The 16,129-nt window shown below is 64.2% G+C and carries 14 protein-coding genes; 5 read left to right on the top strand and 9 right to left on the bottom strand.

Annotated elements, in window-relative coordinates:
• Positions 1-31 precede the first annotated feature (31 nt).
• Positions 32-1,423, bottom strand: a complete 1,392-nt coding sequence (locus tag VXJ37_RS01475; RefSeq protein WP_331321303.1) for a polysaccharide biosynthesis tyrosine autokinase — start codon at positions 1,421-1,423, stop codon at positions 32-34.
• A gap of 1,070 nt (positions 1,424-2,493) precedes the next feature.
• Here VXJ37_RS01475 and VXJ37_RS01470 point away from each other — a divergent pair.
• Complete coding sequence (locus VXJ37_RS01470) at positions 2,494-3,072, top strand: sugar transferase (RefSeq protein WP_331321302.1); 579 nt, start codon at positions 2,494-2,496, stop codon at positions 3,070-3,072.
• Between the two features lie 46 nt (positions 3,073-3,118).
• Here the strand turns inward: VXJ37_RS01470 and VXJ37_RS01465 are convergent, their stop codons facing one another.
• From VXJ37_RS01465 to VXJ37_RS01450, 4 genes are read right to left on the bottom strand one after another with little or no spacing between them, the layout of a single operon-like run.
• Positions 3,119-4,501 carry a hypothetical protein gene (locus VXJ37_RS01465; protein ID WP_331321301.1) on the bottom strand — a complete coding sequence of 461 codons (1,383 nt, stop codon included), beginning with the start codon at positions 4,499-4,501 and terminating at the stop codon, positions 3,119-3,121.
• Positions 4,498-5,439 carry a glycosyltransferase gene (locus VXJ37_RS01460; protein WP_331321300.1) on the bottom strand — a complete coding sequence of 314 codons (942 nt, stop codon included), beginning with the start codon at positions 5,437-5,439 and terminating at the stop codon, positions 4,498-4,500. Before VXJ37_RS01460 ends, VXJ37_RS01465 begins: the two co-directional genes overlap by 4 nt.
• Entirely contained in the window at positions 5,436-6,329 is an 894-nt protein-coding gene (locus VXJ37_RS01455; RefSeq protein ID WP_331321299.1) for a glycosyltransferase, read from the bottom strand. Before VXJ37_RS01455 ends, VXJ37_RS01460 begins: the two co-directional genes overlap by 4 nt.
• A 27-nt stretch (positions 6,330-6,356) precedes the next feature.
• On the bottom strand, positions 6,357-7,451 hold the full coding sequence (locus VXJ37_RS01450) for a glycosyltransferase family 4 protein (RefSeq protein WP_331321298.1): 1,095 nt from the start codon (positions 7,449-7,451) through the stop codon (positions 6,357-6,359).
• A gap of 445 nt (positions 7,452-7,896) precedes the next feature.
• On the opposite strand from VXJ37_RS01450, the gene VXJ37_RS01445 reads away from it, so the two are divergent.
• The gene (locus VXJ37_RS01445) at positions 7,897-8,289 is read left to right on the top strand and encodes a GntR family transcriptional regulator (protein WP_331321297.1); all 393 of its coding nucleotides are present in this window, start codon (positions 7,897-7,899) and stop codon (positions 8,287-8,289) included.
• On the top strand, positions 8,286-9,368 hold the full coding sequence (locus VXJ37_RS01440; RefSeq protein WP_331321296.1) for a DUF1648 domain-containing protein: 1,083 nt from the start codon (positions 8,286-8,288) through the stop codon (positions 9,366-9,368). The genes VXJ37_RS01445 and VXJ37_RS01440 overlap by 4 nt, the downstream gene beginning before the upstream one ends.
• Before the next feature lie 173 nt (positions 9,369-9,541).
• Here the strand turns inward: VXJ37_RS01440 and VXJ37_RS01435 are convergent, their stop codons facing one another.
• The 3 genes from VXJ37_RS01435 to VXJ37_RS01425 are packed head-to-tail and all read right to left on the bottom strand — an operon-like array spanning position 9,542 to position 13,409.
• Positions 9,542-11,059, bottom strand: coding sequence for a dihydrolipoamide acetyltransferase family protein (locus VXJ37_RS01435; protein ID WP_331321295.1), 1,518 nt, complete (start codon positions 11,057-11,059; stop codon positions 9,542-9,544).
• 2 nt (positions 11,060-11,061) lie between these two features.
• Positions 11,062-12,186, bottom strand: coding sequence for an alpha-ketoacid dehydrogenase subunit beta (locus tag VXJ37_RS01430; RefSeq protein WP_331321294.1), 1,125 nt, complete (start codon positions 12,184-12,186; stop codon positions 11,062-11,064).
• Positions 12,183-13,409 carry a thiamine pyrophosphate-dependent dehydrogenase E1 component subunit alpha gene (locus VXJ37_RS01425; protein ID WP_331321293.1) on the bottom strand — a complete coding sequence of 409 codons (1,227 nt, stop codon included), beginning with the start codon at positions 13,407-13,409 and terminating at the stop codon, positions 12,183-12,185. Before VXJ37_RS01425 ends, VXJ37_RS01430 begins: the two co-directional genes overlap by 4 nt.
• 160 nt (positions 13,410-13,569) lie before the next feature.
• Here VXJ37_RS01425 and VXJ37_RS01420 point away from each other — a divergent pair, with 160 nt between their 5' ends.
• Entirely contained in the window at positions 13,570-14,031 is a 462-nt protein-coding gene (locus VXJ37_RS01420) for an Lrp/AsnC family transcriptional regulator (protein WP_141946154.1), read from the top strand.
• A gap of 28 nt (positions 14,032-14,059) precedes the next feature.
• Here VXJ37_RS01420 and VXJ37_RS01415 read toward each other — a convergent pair whose 3' ends face one another.
• Positions 14,060-15,556 (bottom strand): DHA2 family efflux MFS transporter permease subunit, encoded by a 1,497-nt coding sequence (locus VXJ37_RS01415; RefSeq protein WP_331321292.1) that lies wholly within the window; start codon positions 15,554-15,556, stop codon positions 14,060-14,062.
• Positions 15,557-15,597: 41 nt separating this feature from the next.
• Between VXJ37_RS01415 and VXJ37_RS01410 the strand changes: the two genes are divergently transcribed.
• Positions 15,598-16,116, top strand: coding sequence for a MarR family winged helix-turn-helix transcriptional regulator (locus tag VXJ37_RS01410; RefSeq protein ID WP_331321291.1), 519 nt, complete (start codon positions 15,598-15,600; stop codon positions 16,114-16,116).
• Positions 16,117-16,129: the final 13 nt, after the last annotated feature.

Genomic DNA, 16,129 nt, shown 5'->3' with positions numbered 1-16,129 from the left:
GGCCTGGCCGGGGTACAGGCCCAGTGGGGCTTTAAGCGCGTTCCGGTGCCCTTGCCTGGGAACCGAGGCTGATTTTGGACGAACCTCCCACGTTGTACTGGTAGGCGTCCGGCCCCTTTGCCGGGAGTCGGTTCAGAATCACGCCCAGAAGCGTTGCGTCCACCATGACAAGCATCCTGAGCGACTTGGCAAGCTCCTGATGCTTGATCTTCTCAGCCCCGATGACAAGTGCCACCCCGTCCACATGCTGCGAGAGTACAGCAGCGTCCGTCACCGGCAGCAGGGGCGGCGAGTCGATGATCACGGTCTGGAAGTCCCGCCGGAGGCGGACCACCAGGTCCTTCATTTCCTCGGATCCGAGCAGTTCGCTGGGGTTTGGCGGAACCTGGCCTGAGGTGAGGACAAAGAGTCTGTCGCTGCCCCACGACTGAATCGCTTCCGCCAGCGGCGTTGTCCCCATCAGCGCGGTGGTGAGTCCGATGTCTTTGGGAAGGCCCAGATAGTCATGGATCATGGGACGGCGAAGATCAGCGTCAACAAGGCAGACCCTTTGGCCGACCTGCGCAAGCGTGATGGCCAGGTTTATGGCCGTGGTGCTTTTGCCTTCCCCGGGCACGGAAGAAGTTACCAGTACGGCGGTCCTCTGTCCGGACACATTGGTGAACTGGAGGTTGGTTCGAAGCTGCCTGTAGGCCTCTGCCCGGGAACTTTGGCCCCCGACTTCGGTAAGGAGCGGTTTCTTGACCGCCTGGTGATCAAAGGGAATGGCTCCCAGCAGGGGGGCATCCGTTGTCTTCCTCAGGTCGGCTTCGCTGTGGACCAGGTTGTCAAGTGCCGCCCTCAGGAACGCGGCCGCGAGTCCAGCCAGGAGGCCCAGGAACAGCCCAAGGGCCAGGTTCCTTTTGGTGTCCGGCGCGGTGGGCGCATCGGGCGGAACGGCAGGGGTGACCACGGACAGGTTTACGGGTGAGCTTCCCGCATTTTTGGGTTTCTCCAGTGCGTCCACCGCAGCTATTAGGCTCTCACCCACCCCTTTGGCAATGGCAGCTGCCTGATCAGGCGACGAATCAACAACCGAAATGTTGATGATCACCGTGTTTAGGTCCGCACCGGCCGTGACTTTCTTGGCCAGTTTTTCCGGCGTGGTGTGCAGTCCCAGCCGATCAATGACCGGTTGCAGCACAATAGGGGTTTCGACGGTCCGGACATAGGACTGCACGCGGGCCTCAGCGAACGTGTTTCCCTGCTGCAGCTCCTGCACGGACCCGGAGTTCTGCATCGAGGCGAACAGTTGGGTGCGTGCCGTGTAGGTGGGCTGTATCAGCATGGATAAGCCGCCGCCAACCATCAGGCCTAAAAGGGCGCCGGCCACAATCAGGATCCATTGACGACGGAATATTCCCAGGTAATCAGTTGTGGTCAAGTCGGCACCTTTAAATCAAACGGCAGAAGGTTGTCCGCAGACGGTTCTAGCCATATTGCAAGGTATGTGCGGGCGGGTCAACGCGATTGCGGATTTTATGTGGAAATTGCGGAGCGGCTGAGTCGGCAGGAGGGATCACGGCCTTAAACCCAGCGTTGAAGCTTGTAAGAACTGAGTACCTGGAAGGGCATGGGGTAGGTGAACATCCGGTGAATTGGGGGGTTTTAAGCAGTACCCGCATCGGTTGATCGCCCATGGCCGTGGTGACAGGATTTCACTCCAAGCAAGTACGGAACACAGCCAGGAATTACTACGGCCAGCGTTCCTGTCGGATATTTTAGAGCTTTTTGGTAAACCGACTGATTTCAGGACTTAGGTCCCTAGTATAAACCCACTTTTGCCGCCGCATAAAGCCTGGAGATGCTCATGAGCGAACGCGCCGCCGGTAGGAAAAGTATTACAAGAAACAATACCGGGAGCTCCGCAGACCCGGGCGGCCGGCAAACAGGGCAACGTCCGGATGGTCGTCCCTGAGGGCGACTGCAACTGGGGTTATGCAGCCGCATTCATAGAAAGCGTTTGGTCAACGCCATGGGCCCATCGGGCCTGCCGCTTCGTCGTGCCACCCGCGCAAGGAGTCATGTCCGGGTCCCGAATCGGAACCCGCTGCCGCAGCGCGCACTTAGGCCGGCAGGCAACGCCTAATTCACTGCGGGAAGAGATGAGGCATTCCATGCCCTCGACCGCCGCGGTGACCTCTCACCCAACACCCCCGAAGCCGCCGAACGCGACGGCCAACCCACGAGTGCCATGAAGGGCAGGGAACTATGACCAGAGGAATGACGAGGGCCGCTTCCACGACTCAACTCAAGTCAACAGTGCGAAGCTGGAAATTCCCCCCAGGAGGACCCCACCACACAGCACGCCTGGCTCCACCGCGCAGGTTCTATGTAGCCGCGCTGCCAAGAGGAACCGCCAGGCTGGGCAGGCATCCACTGGCCCGGGCCACTCCACACGCCATTCTGCCGTCCGCCGGCTACAGCCCCCTGGCCATGTTGGGCAAGAGGGCCATGGACATCTGTTTCGCACTGCTTTTGCTGATTTTGCTGTCGCTGCCGCTCCTCATGCTGGCGCTGCTGGTCAAGCTCACCAGCGAAGGACCGGTCTTTTACCTGCAGGAGCGGGTGGGCCAGCACGGCCACCCATTCCGGATGTACAAGTTCCGTTCCATGAAGCTGAATGCGGACGCCGAGCTTATGGCGCTTCTCCAGGCCCAAGGCACTGACAAGACGCCGTTCTTCAAAGTCCACAAGGACCCCCGGCTGACTTCCATCGGGGGTTTCCTCCGCAGGTACTCCCTCGATGAACTTCCCCAGCTGCTGAATGTCCTGGCCGGGAGCATGAGCCTGGTGGGCCCCCGCCCCCAACGCCCGCATGAGGTGGCCCTGTACGACGACCACGCCAGGCGCAGGCTTACTGTTCCCCCCGGTATGAGTGGACTTTGGCAGGTCAGCGGACGCTCCAGCCTCAGCTGGGAGGAGAGCCTGCAGCTTGATCTCCGCTACGTAGACAACTGGTCCTTGCTGGTGGACATCCTGATCCTCCTGCGGACGTTCAAGGCAGTCTTCGCATGCACCGGCGCGTTATGAAGCGCTACGCTCCCTGAGCTGTTCGACGGATGCCGGCTCCCTGCGCTCACACCGGGTGGGCGCGGGGAGCCGGCGTTTTGAAGTTCGAGGGCAGGGCGGTGGAAAAGTCCACGAAGATCTTGACCAGCAGCGAGACGTAGACGCCGAAGAACGCCATGGTCCAGAAGTCGCTCCGGCCGTAGACGAGCATGAGACCGTAAAAAATGCAGGTCATGAGGGGAAGTCGCTTCGACGCCAGGACCATAATGGCGGCCAGGAGGACGTACAGCAGGACAAATGACAGGTAGGGGCTGCCGAAGAAATTGTTCAGTTCCGCTTCCGCGAAAGGACTCGCCCCAACGCCAACGCCGGTGATGTGGAGGGCGAAAAATTCGCGCCCGATGTCCGTGATGCGGCTGAGGCGGAGAAAACTGGGGAGGAGGAACTGCGCCCTCTCAATGAATGATCCGCCCAGGCCGGGCGGGACCAGACCCATTCCGATGGCGAAATGCATGTACTGGGGCAGGATGAATTCATGCAGGGATGCATACCAGTTTCCGGTTTTCAGCGCGGGCAGTCCGAGGCTTCCCAGAAACCCCAGACTCAGGACCACCGCACCTCTTACGTTGATTTTCGTAGCCAGAATCACCACACTGATGGCTGCCACCGTTATGGCCTCCTTGCGGCTCCCCACAAGAAGGAACGGCAGCCACGCCGCGGTCAACGCAACCACCGGGAGCATTCCGGTCCTGACGAGGACAACCCGGATAATCAGGAAGACGCTCGCCGCGATGCCAAAGACCTGCACGTTGTGGTTGGAAGCAAGCAGCAAATCCTTGGCATACTCGCGCCGTTCCCCTGACAGCACGGTGCCAAGTCCGATGGTCAGGATTTTGTAGGAATCAAGCATGCCGATGCCCAGCATGGCAAAGGACAACAGCGCATCGGGTACCGGGGAACTAAGGTTTGAGAAAGCGTCCTGAACGGCCTTCGCGGAGCGGCGGACCGCTCTGTCAATCGCCTCGGAACCAATAAGTATTTCAGTGGCAAGACCCGCGAGGAGGACGCAGGTGACGTCCATGAGGGTGACCTTTTGAACGACATCAAGCTGCGGCCAGGGATCGAAGTTCTGCCTGCCGTATTTCATCGCCAGCCAGGCGGTGGAGGCATACAGCGTCAGGGAAAACAGCAGGAGCGAGGAAAGCCTGACTTTTCTGAAGAGGACCGCCTGGGCAAGGGGCACCAGGAGGGTGCAAAGTACCAGGACCTCAAGCGAAACCGTATCCCGCAGCAGGAGCAAAGCGCTGTAGGCGACTATCGCCGCAACGCGCCGCAGCACTGTACCCAGCGGATCAGCCCGCCTGTCCCGGCGTCGAGGGAGACCTCTGGCCGGGGCAGGGATGTTGCCCTGAACTGAGAAGTACCCGCCGCTCATTCGGATATTTGTCATCGGTGTTCCGTTCCCGTCCCAGGCTGGGTGCGCCCGCTGTCTGGGCGGCGGCGGCGCTCGCGTGCGCCTCCGATAACGCCCTCCAGGCGTCCGGTGGAAGCGTAAAGCGAGTCGAACAGCGCTTTCCCCGAGTTATTCAAGGCGGCCCTCAGGATGGGGCCCCCGATGGCTTTTACCCGTCTGGTCAAGGGGTAGTTCCATGTGGACAGCACGTATCCGTAGCCGCGTCCGTAGGCCCTCAACTTTGCCCGCCGTTCGGTTGCGGTGAGGGAATAATCCTCCGGGACGCCCAGGACTGCCAGGCCAGGGTCCCAGTGGACCGTGAGTGGCCTGCCGCGCAGACCCAGCAGCAGATGGGTTCCTTCACCCGACTGCCAAGGAGAGGGGGCGCCCGTTCCCAGATCCTCATCGAAAGGGCCGCCAATTTCGAGGGCGGTCCGCGAAAGAACCATGCCCGGTTCGATAATCTGCCACACGTTTTCCGCATCCAGAGCCGCATGGGAGACCGAGAAAGCGCGCCTCGGGACCCCGCCGTCCAGATAGCTCACCGCCAACACATCGGCGTCCTGGTGGCGCTCGTACAGATCCGCCACAAACGTTTTGGGGAGAGTTGATGTGTCATTCGGAAACATGAAATGGGTGACGCGGGGATCAGCGTGCCGTATCACCTCATTGCGGCCGCGCGAGAGGCCCCTGCCGCTGGCCACCGTGAACATTATGAGGTCCCCGCCGAACTCCCGGACGGCAGCGGTGACTGACCCGTCCGAGCTCTGATCGCAGACCCCTACCACGAAATCGTGTCGCGTTTGGGCTGCCAGCGAAGCCAGGAGCAGCCGGAAACGGTCCGTCTTTCCCAAGCTGGAAATCACCACGCACAACAGCATGTTGCCGCCCCCTGCCGCAGCTCCGCTCCCGGAGCCCCCGGTAGTCCGCTTCATATCGCCCACTTCCTGTACTGGACCGATCCCCGGACCCTTCCCACGAACATGCCGGCACGTACCGCCACCTTCCGGACCAGGCTCGGCTGAAGAGGGGTCCGCAGCAGTGCCAGGACGATCGCCGCTGCTTCTGCCACGGTGTCAGCCAAAGGGCGGCGTGCACCGAACCGGGCGTGCCGGCGGAGCAGCAAGGCGTCGCTGGTTCCATAGGCCACCGATTGTTTCCAAATCGACTTCACGTCCGCCCGCAGCCGGTATTCCACCCGTGCCTCCGGCACAAATGCCACGGTAAACCCGTGGTACTGGGCACGCCAGCAGAAGTCGATGTCCTCCCCGCAGGTGAGCCGCTCATCAAAGCCGCCCATTTGCTCCAGGACATGCCTCCGTGCGCCGAAATTGCTGGACGCCACGAACTGCAGGTGCCGGAACTTTCGCGGAAGCGCAACGGTGGACTGACGGTTCCAAGCCACATCCTGCGCATCGTTCAGCGCCTCGTAGCACAAACGGCCACCTACAAGAGGGCTCGCTTGAAGCCCCCCAACCATAGCGCCAACCCAGTGCGGATCAACCCGGTCATCCGCATCACAAAACAGGACGGTATTCGTGGAACAGTGCCGCCACCCGATGTTCCTGGCGTGCGAAGGTCCCTTAACGGATGTGGCATCGAGGACGGTGAGGGCTGTCCGGGGCGGCAGTTCCGGAAGGTCCAGGCCGGCGAGGTCCATCATCTTGGAATTGCAGGCGATGACCACCTCAACCTGCCCCGGATAGTCCTGGTCCAGGAGCGCCAGAAGCTGCACGCGGAGGAGGTCTGGGTTGCCTCCGAATGGGACCACAACGGAAGTGGCCTCTGCACCAGAAAGCAGAGGGTGATCCGGGAAAGAGCTCATGGGTCCACAACTTCCTTCACTCAGGCACTACACGCGCTCCTTGGCAGCCACACGCGCGGCGGAAGCGGAAGACAACGTTTCGATGCCTTCGACTATCGCGTTGACTGTCATCTCCCAGGAGAAACGGAAGGCCACATACTGTCGGCGCGCTGCGCGGTCCTCCGCGCTTCCCGGGGAGACAGAAATGGCCTGCTGAAGCCCCCGTGCTATCCCATCCACGGACAAAGGGTCAACGTAAGAGGCAAACTCCCGGCAGACCCAGTGCATGACCGGGATGTCGGAGACCAGGAGGCTGGCACCTGCCGCGAGTGCCTCCACGGCAGGGAGCCCGAATCCCTCATCAAGGGTGGGGAAGGCAACCAGGGAGGACGTCGCATACAACGTGGCAAGTTCCTGGTCACTGATACGGCCCAGCAGCCTGATGTCCGGAACTTCGGGCAGCGACACCTCTCCCGTGGCAGGGTTCCTGCCACCCACGATGACCAGTGGATGCGAGGCCCGCACCCGGGCCGGCAATGTCATGTGGGCTTCAACCAACCGCTCCAGGTTCTTTCGCGGGTCAAGGCTTCCCACGGCCAGAATAAACTGACCGGCTTTGAGCCCCAGCCGGTCCAGCGTCGGTTGGGGGTCGTCGTGCGGAGTGAGGTCCTGCAGGAAGACTTCCGAGGGTGCATTGGGCGCGACAAATACTTCCTTCCGGCCTTTGGTGAGCGCCTGCACCTGCTCTGCTACGGGACCGCTCACGGCCACAATCGCGTGGGCCGTGAAAATCTGCAGCCAAAGAACCGGGATGTGGGACCACACGTAACGGCGGGAAAACCATTCCGGGTGCGTGAAGACAAACAGGTCGTGCACCACTATGACGTGCCGCCGCGCAGCCAGGGGGCCGCGGCTGCTGAGGGTGAGGAGCAGTTCTCCGCTACTGCGGCCCACCCCCACTGTTTGGGACCACAACCAGGCCCGGAGGGACTTGGCGGACCACCAGGGCCCGGGCCATCGCTCGTAGGCAGAGCCCGCTTTCACGGTAACCAATTGCCGGGCCACTTCAGTGGCATACCGCTGCTGGCCTGTGACAGTTTGTCCGTGGAAAGCGCCGTTGATGCGGATGCGCGCCGGGGTCACGGGCCCGCCCCCCGTTGCGGCGCCAGGAACGGTTCGACGGTTGCTTGCAAGGTAGACCTCCCCAATCCCCGTATGTCGGCCCAGTCTAGGAACCGGTGGCGGGTACGTCTTGAGTAGGGAGTACTCGCTTTTTGAAAGGACCAACCCTCGGTAGTTCTGCTGGCAAGGGGAAAGCCCCTCCTAGGAGGGGCTTTCAACGTAGTTGTCAATTGTCATCAGGTAACGGTCAGTGGTGATGCACTCCCCCTTCCCGGACGCTCCCCGGCGCCCATCCGGACTATGACGCCTATCACTTTAATAACCTGCAGCTTGGGCGTAAAGACCCTGGCGAAAAAAACCGGACCCAGCACCGGCCTCCAGTCGTTTCCCTCCATTCTGAGACCTCTGGCGGCAGCCCCAGCTTTGTTCTATAACTAATAGAACAAAGGCAAGGGTTGGAGGTGCGTTGATCCTCAACGTGGACCTGGGCGCCGACGTCCCGATCTACCAGCAGATCCGGGACCAGATCGTGGAAGCGATCGCGCACGGCGCCCTGACGGAAGGCAGCCCGCTGCCGCCCACCCGCACGCTCGCCGCTGATTTCGGCGTCAACTTCCATACGGTCAACAAGGCCTACGACCTCCTTCGGCAGGAAGGGCTGATCCGCCTTAGCCGCGGGACCGGGGCGGTGGTAACCGCGGCTGCCACGGATCAGGTCCTCCCCTCCGACTGGACCGCCAGAGCCCGGACCCTCCTGGCCGAGGCCGTGGCCCGCGGAATACCTCCCGACGAGGTGCTCAGGACCTGCCAGGCACTGCTCACTTCCTTTGGTCCCGCAACGCAGGAGGACACGCGATGATTGTTTCCGTCATTCTGGGTTTCGTGCTGCTGGGACTGGTACTGCTGCTGGCCCTGGTGCTGCCATCGGTCACCAGTGACACCATTCCCTTCGGGGTCCGCGTCCCGGCACAATACGCTGCCGACCAGGTGGTCACCAAGCAAACGCGCATCTACCGGCGGCGGGTCCTGCTGTGCGGTGGTGTCATCGCCGCGGCCGGTGTGGGCAGCGTGGCAGTAACCGCGCAACCATTGCTGCTGCCGTTGTCAGTGCTGGTGCTGGTTGGTACCTGGTACGGCTGCTTCTTCCTGGCCCATCAGGCAATCCGGGCAGCGAAGCTTGCCGGTGGCTGGTTCGAGGGGCTGCACCAGGGCATTGCGGTGGACACGGAGCTGCGGACCAGTCCTCCGCGGTTCCCCTGGCGCTGGGTGGCACCGGCGGGGATCATCACGGCAGCGACGGCCGTCATCGGCGTTGTGATGTACCCGTCCATGCCCCAAACCCTCGCAGTGCATTATGGGGCCAACGGTCTCCCCAACAGGCTCGAAGTGAAGTCAGTCGGCTCGGCTTTTTCGCTGGTCTTCCTGCAGCTTGGCCTCACAGCGCTGATGGCAGGAATTGCGGCGGCGATCGTCCGCAGCAGACCCGATCTGGACCCGGCCCGCCCCGTGGGATCCTCGCGCTGGGCCCGGCACTACATGACGCTAAGTGCCAAGGCGCTGCTCGGGCTGGTCGCCATGATCGATCTGGGCTTGATGGGGTCGTCGCTGTTGATGTGGACCGGGACAGTTACCCGGTGGGCGCCCCTGGTGGTCGTGGTCCCCGTCCTGGCTTCCGTGGCGGCAGCCGTCGCGGTGCTGGCCAGGAACAACAGGGACCGCGGCGGAAACGGGGAGGACACGGGGCTTACGCACCGCGACGATGACAGGTACTGGCGCGGCGGGGTGATCTACATCAACCGGGAAGACCCGGCACTGCTGGTCCCCCGCAGGTTCGGCATCGGGTGGACCTTGAACTTCGGTGACCCCCGGGCAGCGATGCTGCTCTCAGGAATAGTCGCGCTGATCGGCTTGGTGATCACGCTCCGCTTTGAAGGATGAGCACGTACGACGGCGGCAGGCGTCCGCCGTCGTTTTCCTGCCAACCGCAGGGCGGGCTACCCGGGCGATACCCCAACGAAGTTTCGAGGCGCAAAAAGGCCGGCGCTGCCCGCATTTGGGTGCGCCGGCCGCTTTGCGCCTCGGGAACAGTTATGTGCGTCGGCAGGACGAGGTTAGATGTCTGCCAGGAGCGACGTGGGGTTTTCAATGGCGTCGGCAACGAAGCGGAGGAAGCCGCCGGCCGTGCCGCCGTCGCAGACCCGGTGATCGAACGTGAGCGTCAGCTCGGTGACCTTTCGGACAGCCAGTTCACCGTTGACCACCCATGGTTTGTCGATGATCCGCCCCACACCGATGATGCCCACCTCAGGGTGGTTGATGATCGCCGCTGAGCCGTCGACGCCGAACACGCCATAGTTGTTCAGCGTGAACGTGCCGCTGCCCAGCTCGGCCGGGCTCGCCTTGCCGTCGCGGGCCACCTGGGTGAGCCGGCGGATCTCCGCGTCCAACTCCCTGGCGCTGAGCTTTTCTGCCCCGCGGACGGAGGGAACCACCAGGCCCCGGTCGGTCTGCGCCGCGAAACCCAGGTTGATCCCGTCGAACGACACGATCTCCTGGGACCCATCCTCCGCCGTCTCGATGCGGGTGTTCAGCTCCGGATACTTCTTCAGGCCTGCCGTGACGAACCGGGCAATGAACGCCAGCAGGCCGGGGACCGCGGTGCCGCTCGCCTTCAGCCCCTCGCGCAGTTCCATCAGCGCGGTGGCATCCACGTCCACCCACACGGTGGCTTCCGGGATCTCGGAACGGCTGCGGACCATGTTGGTGGCCACAGCCTTCCGGACCCCGCGGACCGGGGTGCGGGCCGAAACGGCAAGGCCCGTGCGGGCATCGCGTCCCTGGGGTGCGACGGACTCAACAGGACGCTCCGGCGCTTCAACCGGCTTGGCTTTCGGAGCTGCAGCCGGCTCAACTTCCGGTGCAGCACTCCGCAGGGCAGCCTCGACATCGCGCCGCATGATGAGTCCGCTGTCACCGGACCCGGAGATGTCGCCCAGGTCCACGCCGTGCTCGCGCGCCATCCGCCGGACCAAGGGAGAGATCACAGCACCAAGCTTGCCGGGGACGCGGGTGCGCAGGAGGGTGAGGTCGTCCTCGGTGGGCTTTGGTGCAGCGGGCTCAGCCAGCCCGACGGCGGCCTTCGGGGCACGGGTGCGCCGGGCAACACCGTGCCCACCGGGCGTGCCGTAACCGATCAACACATTCCCGGACCCGGCCTTCTCCTCTTCGCGGTAAGCCTCGGCTTCCGTCGACGCAGCCGACGCGGATGATGCCGCCCCGGGAGTGGCTTCGGGCCTTCCTGAGCCGGCAGCATCGTCCGCAGGACGAATGCTGTCCGGCGAAGGTGCGGGGGCGGCATCATCCGCGGCACCCACGGGAGCGGAACCAAAGGGCGTCACCGAGATCAGCGGCTTCCCCACGTCCAGGGTCTCCCCCGGCTTCCCGTGCAGCTCGGCCACGATCCCGGCGTAAGGGGACGGCACCTCCACGGCGGACTTGGCGGTCTCCACCTCCGCGATGGGCTGATCGACGGAAATCTCGTCACCGACGGCAACATGCCAGGACACCAGCTCGGCTTCGGTGAGGCCTTCGCCGAGGTCCGGCAGCAAAAACACGCGTGGTTCGCTCATGGTCAGTTCTCCCACTGAAGATCGTCAACGGCGTCGAGGATGCGGTCCACGCCGGGCAGGTAGTACTTCTCGAGTTTGGGTGCGGGGTACGGGACGTCGAACCCGGTGACGCGCCGGATGGGGGCAGCCAGGTAGTGGAAGCAGCGCTCCTGCACCCGGGCCACAATCTCGGAGGACACGGACGCGAACCCGTGCGCCTCGGCGATCACCACGGCCCGGCCGGTCTTCCGCACCGACTCGCAGACAGTCTCGTCGTCGAACGGAACAATCGTCCGCACGTCGATGACTTCCAGCGATCGCCCCTCCAGAGCTGCAGCCTCGGCGGCAGCCAGCGCGGTGGGGACGGACGGACCGTACGCAACCAGCGTGGCGTCGGTGCCGGGACGCGCGACGGCGGCACGGCCCTCAGTGCCACGTCCCGCCGTCGCGCCTTCCGCACGGGGGTCCTCGTGGAGGCGCCGGAGCTCCGAAAGGTCCACGGAGTCCTTGGTCCAGTACATTTTCTTGGGCTCCATGAAGACCACCGGATCGTCGGAGTCGATGGCCTCGCGAAGCATCCGGTATCCGTCCGCAACGGTGGCCGGGGTGTAGACCTTCAGGCCGGCGGTGTGGGCGTAGTAGGACTCTGAGGAGTCGCAGTGGTGCTCTACTCCCCCGATGCCGCCGCCGTAAGGGATGCGGATGACCAGGGGCAGCTTCACGGCGCCCTTGGTGCGGTTGTGCATCTTGGCCACGTGGCTGACGATCTGTTCAAACGCGGGGTACGCGAAGGCGTCGAACTGCATTTCGATGACCGGGCGCATGCCGTTGATGGCCATGCCCACGGCCATGCCCACGATGCCGGATTCGGCCAGCGGGGTGTCGAAGCAGCGCTGCTCACCGAACGTGGCGGTGAGGCCGTCGGTGATGCGGAAGACGCCGCCCAGCATGCCCACGTCTTCGCCGAACACCAGGACGGAGGAGTCGGCGGACATGGCGTCGGCGAGCGCGGTGTTCAGTGCCTTGGCCATGGTGACCGGCTGCGGGCCGGTGGCTTCGGCGGACGCGGCGGCTGAAGCTGCCGCGCGGGCGGTGGCGGCGGAGACGTTGCCGTTGGCCTCGGACGAGGTGGTGATGGTGGGGCTCACTTGCCGGCCTCCTTCGAATCAGTAGCTGCGGCATCGCGGGCCAGCTCGTCGGCGAGCATGGCGGACTGTTCCTTCAACTGGGGCGTCTGTACGGCGAACACATGCCGGAAGAGCTCCTGCGGGTCCACGGGCACGTCCTCGCCCAGGCCCTCGCGCAGCTGCGCGGCAACCGCCTCGGCGTGGTCGCGGATCCGGGCCTCGCCGTCGTCGTCCAAAAGCCCCCGCCCCGTCAGGTAAGTGCGCATCCGGTTGACCGGGTCCTTGGCCCGCCACTCCACAACCTCACTGTTTTCCCGGTAGCGGGTGTCGTCGTCGGCGTTGGTGTGGGCCTGCATACGGTAGGTGTTGGCCTCCACCAGCAGCGGTCCGGAGCCTTCACGGGCCAGCTTCACGGCCCGGTCCAGGACGGCGAGGAGCGCCACCACATCGTTCCCGTCCACGCGTTCGCCCGCCATGCCGTAGCCCACGGCCTTGTGCGCCAGCGACGGCGCCACGGACTGGTGCGCCAGCGGCACCGAGATGGCGTACTTGTTGTTCTGGACGAAGAAGATGACCGGCAGGTGGAAGACGGCGGCGAAGTTGAGCGCCTCGTGGAAGTCGCCTTCGCTGGTGGCGCCGTCACCGCACATGGCCAGCACCACGGTGTCCTCGCCGCGGAGCTTGGCGGCATGGGCAACGCCGACGGCGTGCAGCAGCTGGGTGGTCAGCGGCGTGCACTGGATACCCACCTTGTACTTGAGGGGGTCGTAGCCGCCGTGCCAGTCGCCGCGGAAGATGGTCATCACCTGGACGGGGTCAACGCCGCGGGTCATCACGGCCACAGCATCGCGGTAGGTGGGGAACATCCAGTCACCCTCGGAGAGGCACAGCGCGGCCGCGACCTGGCACGCTTCCTGGCCATGGCTGGACGGATACACCGCCATGCGTCCCTGCCGGACCAGAGCGGAGTTTTGGTCGTTGACCCGGCGGCCGACGACGAGCTGCTCGTACGCTGCCAGCAGTTCCTTGTCGCCGGGCACGGGGTATTCGTGGCCGGGCTGGGTGCCCTGCTCCCCCTCGGGGATGAGCCGGCCGTCCGGGTCCACCATCTGGATCTGGTGCCGGGCGGGGAGCATGTAGTCCTCCACCGTGATGCCGAACTTCTTCACAGCCTCCGTGAGCGCATTCTCTGCCCCTGCGGTGCTGGTGGTGTCCGGCGCGGTGTGGTCTGCGGAGATCGTCATTGGTCCGTCCTTCGGTAGCCACTATTCCCTCCCAGTATTGTCCCGGCGGCTGTTTCGTATCCAGTACCTGCGCGAATCGTGGAGAAGCTGTTCCGAAGCACCTAATATGGAAGACGATTTGTAACTGTGACGTGGATTACCGACGGGAGTCGTGGACAAAATGCCGGGCAAGGATGCTGCTGCCGAGGTTCCGCTGGATGAGATTGACCGCCGCATTATTTCGGAGCTGACCAGGGACGGCCGGATGTCCGTGACGCAGGTGGCGGAAAACGTGCATATTTCGAGGGCGCACGCCTACTCCCGGATTTCCCGGCTGACTTCTGACGGGGTGCTGACCCGGTTTACCGCTCTGGTGGATCCCATCAAGGCGGGGCTGAAATCCTCCGCCTACGTCACGCTGAAGCTGAAGCAGGATTCCTGGCGTGAACTGCGCGACCAGCTCGGAGCCATTCCCGAGGTGCACCACATCGCGCTGGTGGGCGGCGACTTCGACGTCATCCTCCTGGTCCGCGCCGTGGACAACATCGACCTGCGCCGGGTCATCTTCGACCAGCTGCAGACCATGCCGGGCGTGCTGGACACGCAGACGTTCCTGGTGTTCGAGGACGTGGATACGCGGTAGGAGGCGGTGCCGCCGCTGGCCGGCTCCCTTACTTCCTGGGACGTGACGAGGCCGGCGCGGAGGGCCGTCCGAGTAATGACAGGACAGCCGCCACGGCAGCAAGGACGGCCAGGAGTGCGGCGGCCATCTGGAAACCGAGCCCGGACCCTCCCTGCACGCCTGCACTGTCTGCAAGGGCAGGGGCGAGCGAATATGCTGCTGCCCCCAACGCCACGCCCAGAGAGGTTCCCACTCCCCGGGTCATGTTCATCACGCCGCTGACCATGCCTGCCTGGTGGTCCTGTCCGGCTGCCGCCACCGCAGCGTTGTTTGCCGGCGTGAAAAGGCCCAGTCCCAGGCCCAGGGCAGCCAAGCCGGCCGCAGTAATCCACAGACCCGAGGAAGGCCAAACCAGGATGGCCAGGGCGGCCGCGGCCAGCCCCATACCAGCCGAAGTGGGCAGCCGGGCTCCGGAACGGTCCGCCGCAAAGCCCGCAACGGGAGCCACGAGTCCAAGAGCCACTGGAAGCACCGTCAGCAGCAAACCTGCCTGGGCCGGCGGCAGGGAATACTCGGACTCCAGGTGCAGGGGCGTGACGAACAAAACCCCGAAGAGCACGAGATAGCTCAGCAGGCCGGTCGCGATGCCCCGGCTGAAGGTCCCCGCGCGGAACAGTGAGAGATCCACCAAGGGATGCCGCGCGCGGCGTTCGAGCAGGACGAACACGACGAGCAGAACAGCTGATGCTGCCAGCAAGCCCAGAACAGGGGGGTTGCCGAAACCGGACCTGGAGGCCTCGGACAATGCCAGGAGGAGGGCACCAACGGCCGGCATCAGGGCCAGGAGTCCTGGCCAGTCCAACCTCACCAGGGGAGCCTTGACCCGGGTTCGGGGCAGCAGCAAACAGCCCAGCACCACTCCGATGACACCTGCTGGAATATTGACGAAGAAAACCCACCGCCAGCCGCCCAGGCCAATGAGGATGCCGCCCACGGAAGGACCCAGGGCCAGGCCAACGGCCTGCGCGGCGCCTTGAAGCCCGATGGCCTTGCCGAGCTTCCCGGCGGGCATGCTGGTCCGGATCAGCGCGACACTGTTCGCCTGAAGCATGCTCGCCCCTACCGCCTGAATCCCCCTGGCCACCAGGAGCCATGTTATGTCCGGCGCCAGCGCGCAGCCCAGGGAAGCGAGGGTAAACAACGCGAAGCCATAGGTGTAGAGCAGCTTCCGCCCCACCATGTCTGCGAGCCGGCCTACGGCCGAGATGCTGCCCACCAGCACCAGCAGGTAGATCAGGGCAACCCATTCCACCTGCGCGAGCGAAGCGTTCATTTCGGTTCTGATGCTTGGGACCGCCAATGTCACGATGCTGGCGTCCAGCTGGCCCATGAAAGCACCAATGCACACGGTGGCAACCACCAGCCAGGCAGCCCGCGGCCGCCTTCGGACCCAGTCCGGCCGGGCCGGTTCCCGCAACAGTTTCCCCCACCCGACGGCTGAACCCGGGGCTAAGGCGGCTCCCTTATGGGCCTCTTGTTCTGACACAGAACTATTCTAAGGCGGAACTAAAAGGATAAGCTCACGGTATGAACACGACGGGTGTCCCCTCCTCCCCCGCTGCGGCACCGGCGCCTGACCCTTCCGGGGCGGACGCGTGGTCGCTGACGGGCGTGATAACGCGCCTTCGCCGGGTCCTGCGCTCGAGCGTCCGGCAGGATTTCCCCTGGGAGTCTTTGCCCATGGCACAGGTGGAGGTCCTTCAGCGGCTGGCCGATGAGCCGGGCATCGGAGTCCGCGACCTGGCAGAGCGTCAAAGGCTGGCCACCAACACCGTCAGCAGCCTCATCCAACAAATGGTGACATCAGGGCTGGTCACCCGAACCCCACGGCCCGGAGACCGCCGGGCCGTGGCCCTCAAACTCACCAGCGCCGGAGCGGAAGTCCTCTCGGCGTGGCAGGCAGCGAACCACCGAAGGCTGGGACAGGCACTGCGGCAACTCACTCCAGCAGAGCAGCAGGCCATAGAAAACGCCGTCCCTGCCCTCGCCGCCCTCGCCGCGCTGCTGGAATTGGAGGACGAACTCCAAGGCCAGAACCACAGCTGAAAAGAACTACCGC

The sequence above is a fragment of the Pseudarthrobacter phenanthrenivorans genome (assembly GCF_036455295.1).
Taxonomy (GTDB): domain Bacteria; phylum Actinomycetota; class Actinomycetes; order Actinomycetales; family Micrococcaceae; genus Arthrobacter; species Arthrobacter phenanthrenivorans_C.
The sequence above is the reverse complement of the archived record's forward strand: the minus strand, read 5'-3'. Positions and strand labels throughout refer to the sequence as shown.

Bases quoted from the DNA above. Each gene is read 5' to 3' on its own strand.
- VXJ37_RS01470 (WP_331321302.1), top strand. From the start codon at position 2,494: ATGGACATCTGTTTCGCACTGCTTTTGCTGATTTTGCTGTCGCTGCCG.
- VXJ37_RS01465 (WP_331321301.1), bottom strand. From the start codon at position 4,501: ATGACAAATATCCGAATGAGCGGCGGGTACTTCTCAGTTCAGGGCAAC.
- VXJ37_RS01460 (WP_331321300.1), bottom strand. From the start codon at position 5,439: ATGAAGCGGACTACCGGGGGCTCCGGGAGCGGAGCTGCGGCAGGGGGC.
- VXJ37_RS01455 (WP_331321299.1), bottom strand. From the start codon at position 6,329: ATGAGCTCTTTCCCGGATCACCCTCTGCTTTCTGGTGCAGAGGCCACT.
- VXJ37_RS01440 (WP_331321296.1), top strand. From the start codon at position 8,286: ATGATTGTTTCCGTCATTCTGGGTTTCGTGCTGCTGGGACTGGTACTG.
- VXJ37_RS01435 (WP_331321295.1), bottom strand. From the start codon at position 11,059: ATGAGCGAACCACGCGTGTTTTTGCTGCCGGACCTCGGCGAAGGCCTC.
- VXJ37_RS01425 (WP_331321293.1), bottom strand. From the start codon at position 13,409: ATGACGATCTCCGCAGACCACACCGCGCCGGACACCACCAGCACCGCA.
- VXJ37_RS01420 (WP_141946154.1), top strand. From the start codon at position 13,570: ATGCCGGGCAAGGATGCTGCTGCCGAGGTTCCGCTGGATGAGATTGAC.
- VXJ37_RS01410 (WP_331321291.1), top strand. From the start codon at position 15,598: ATGAACACGACGGGTGTCCCCTCCTCCCCCGCTGCGGCACCGGCGCCT.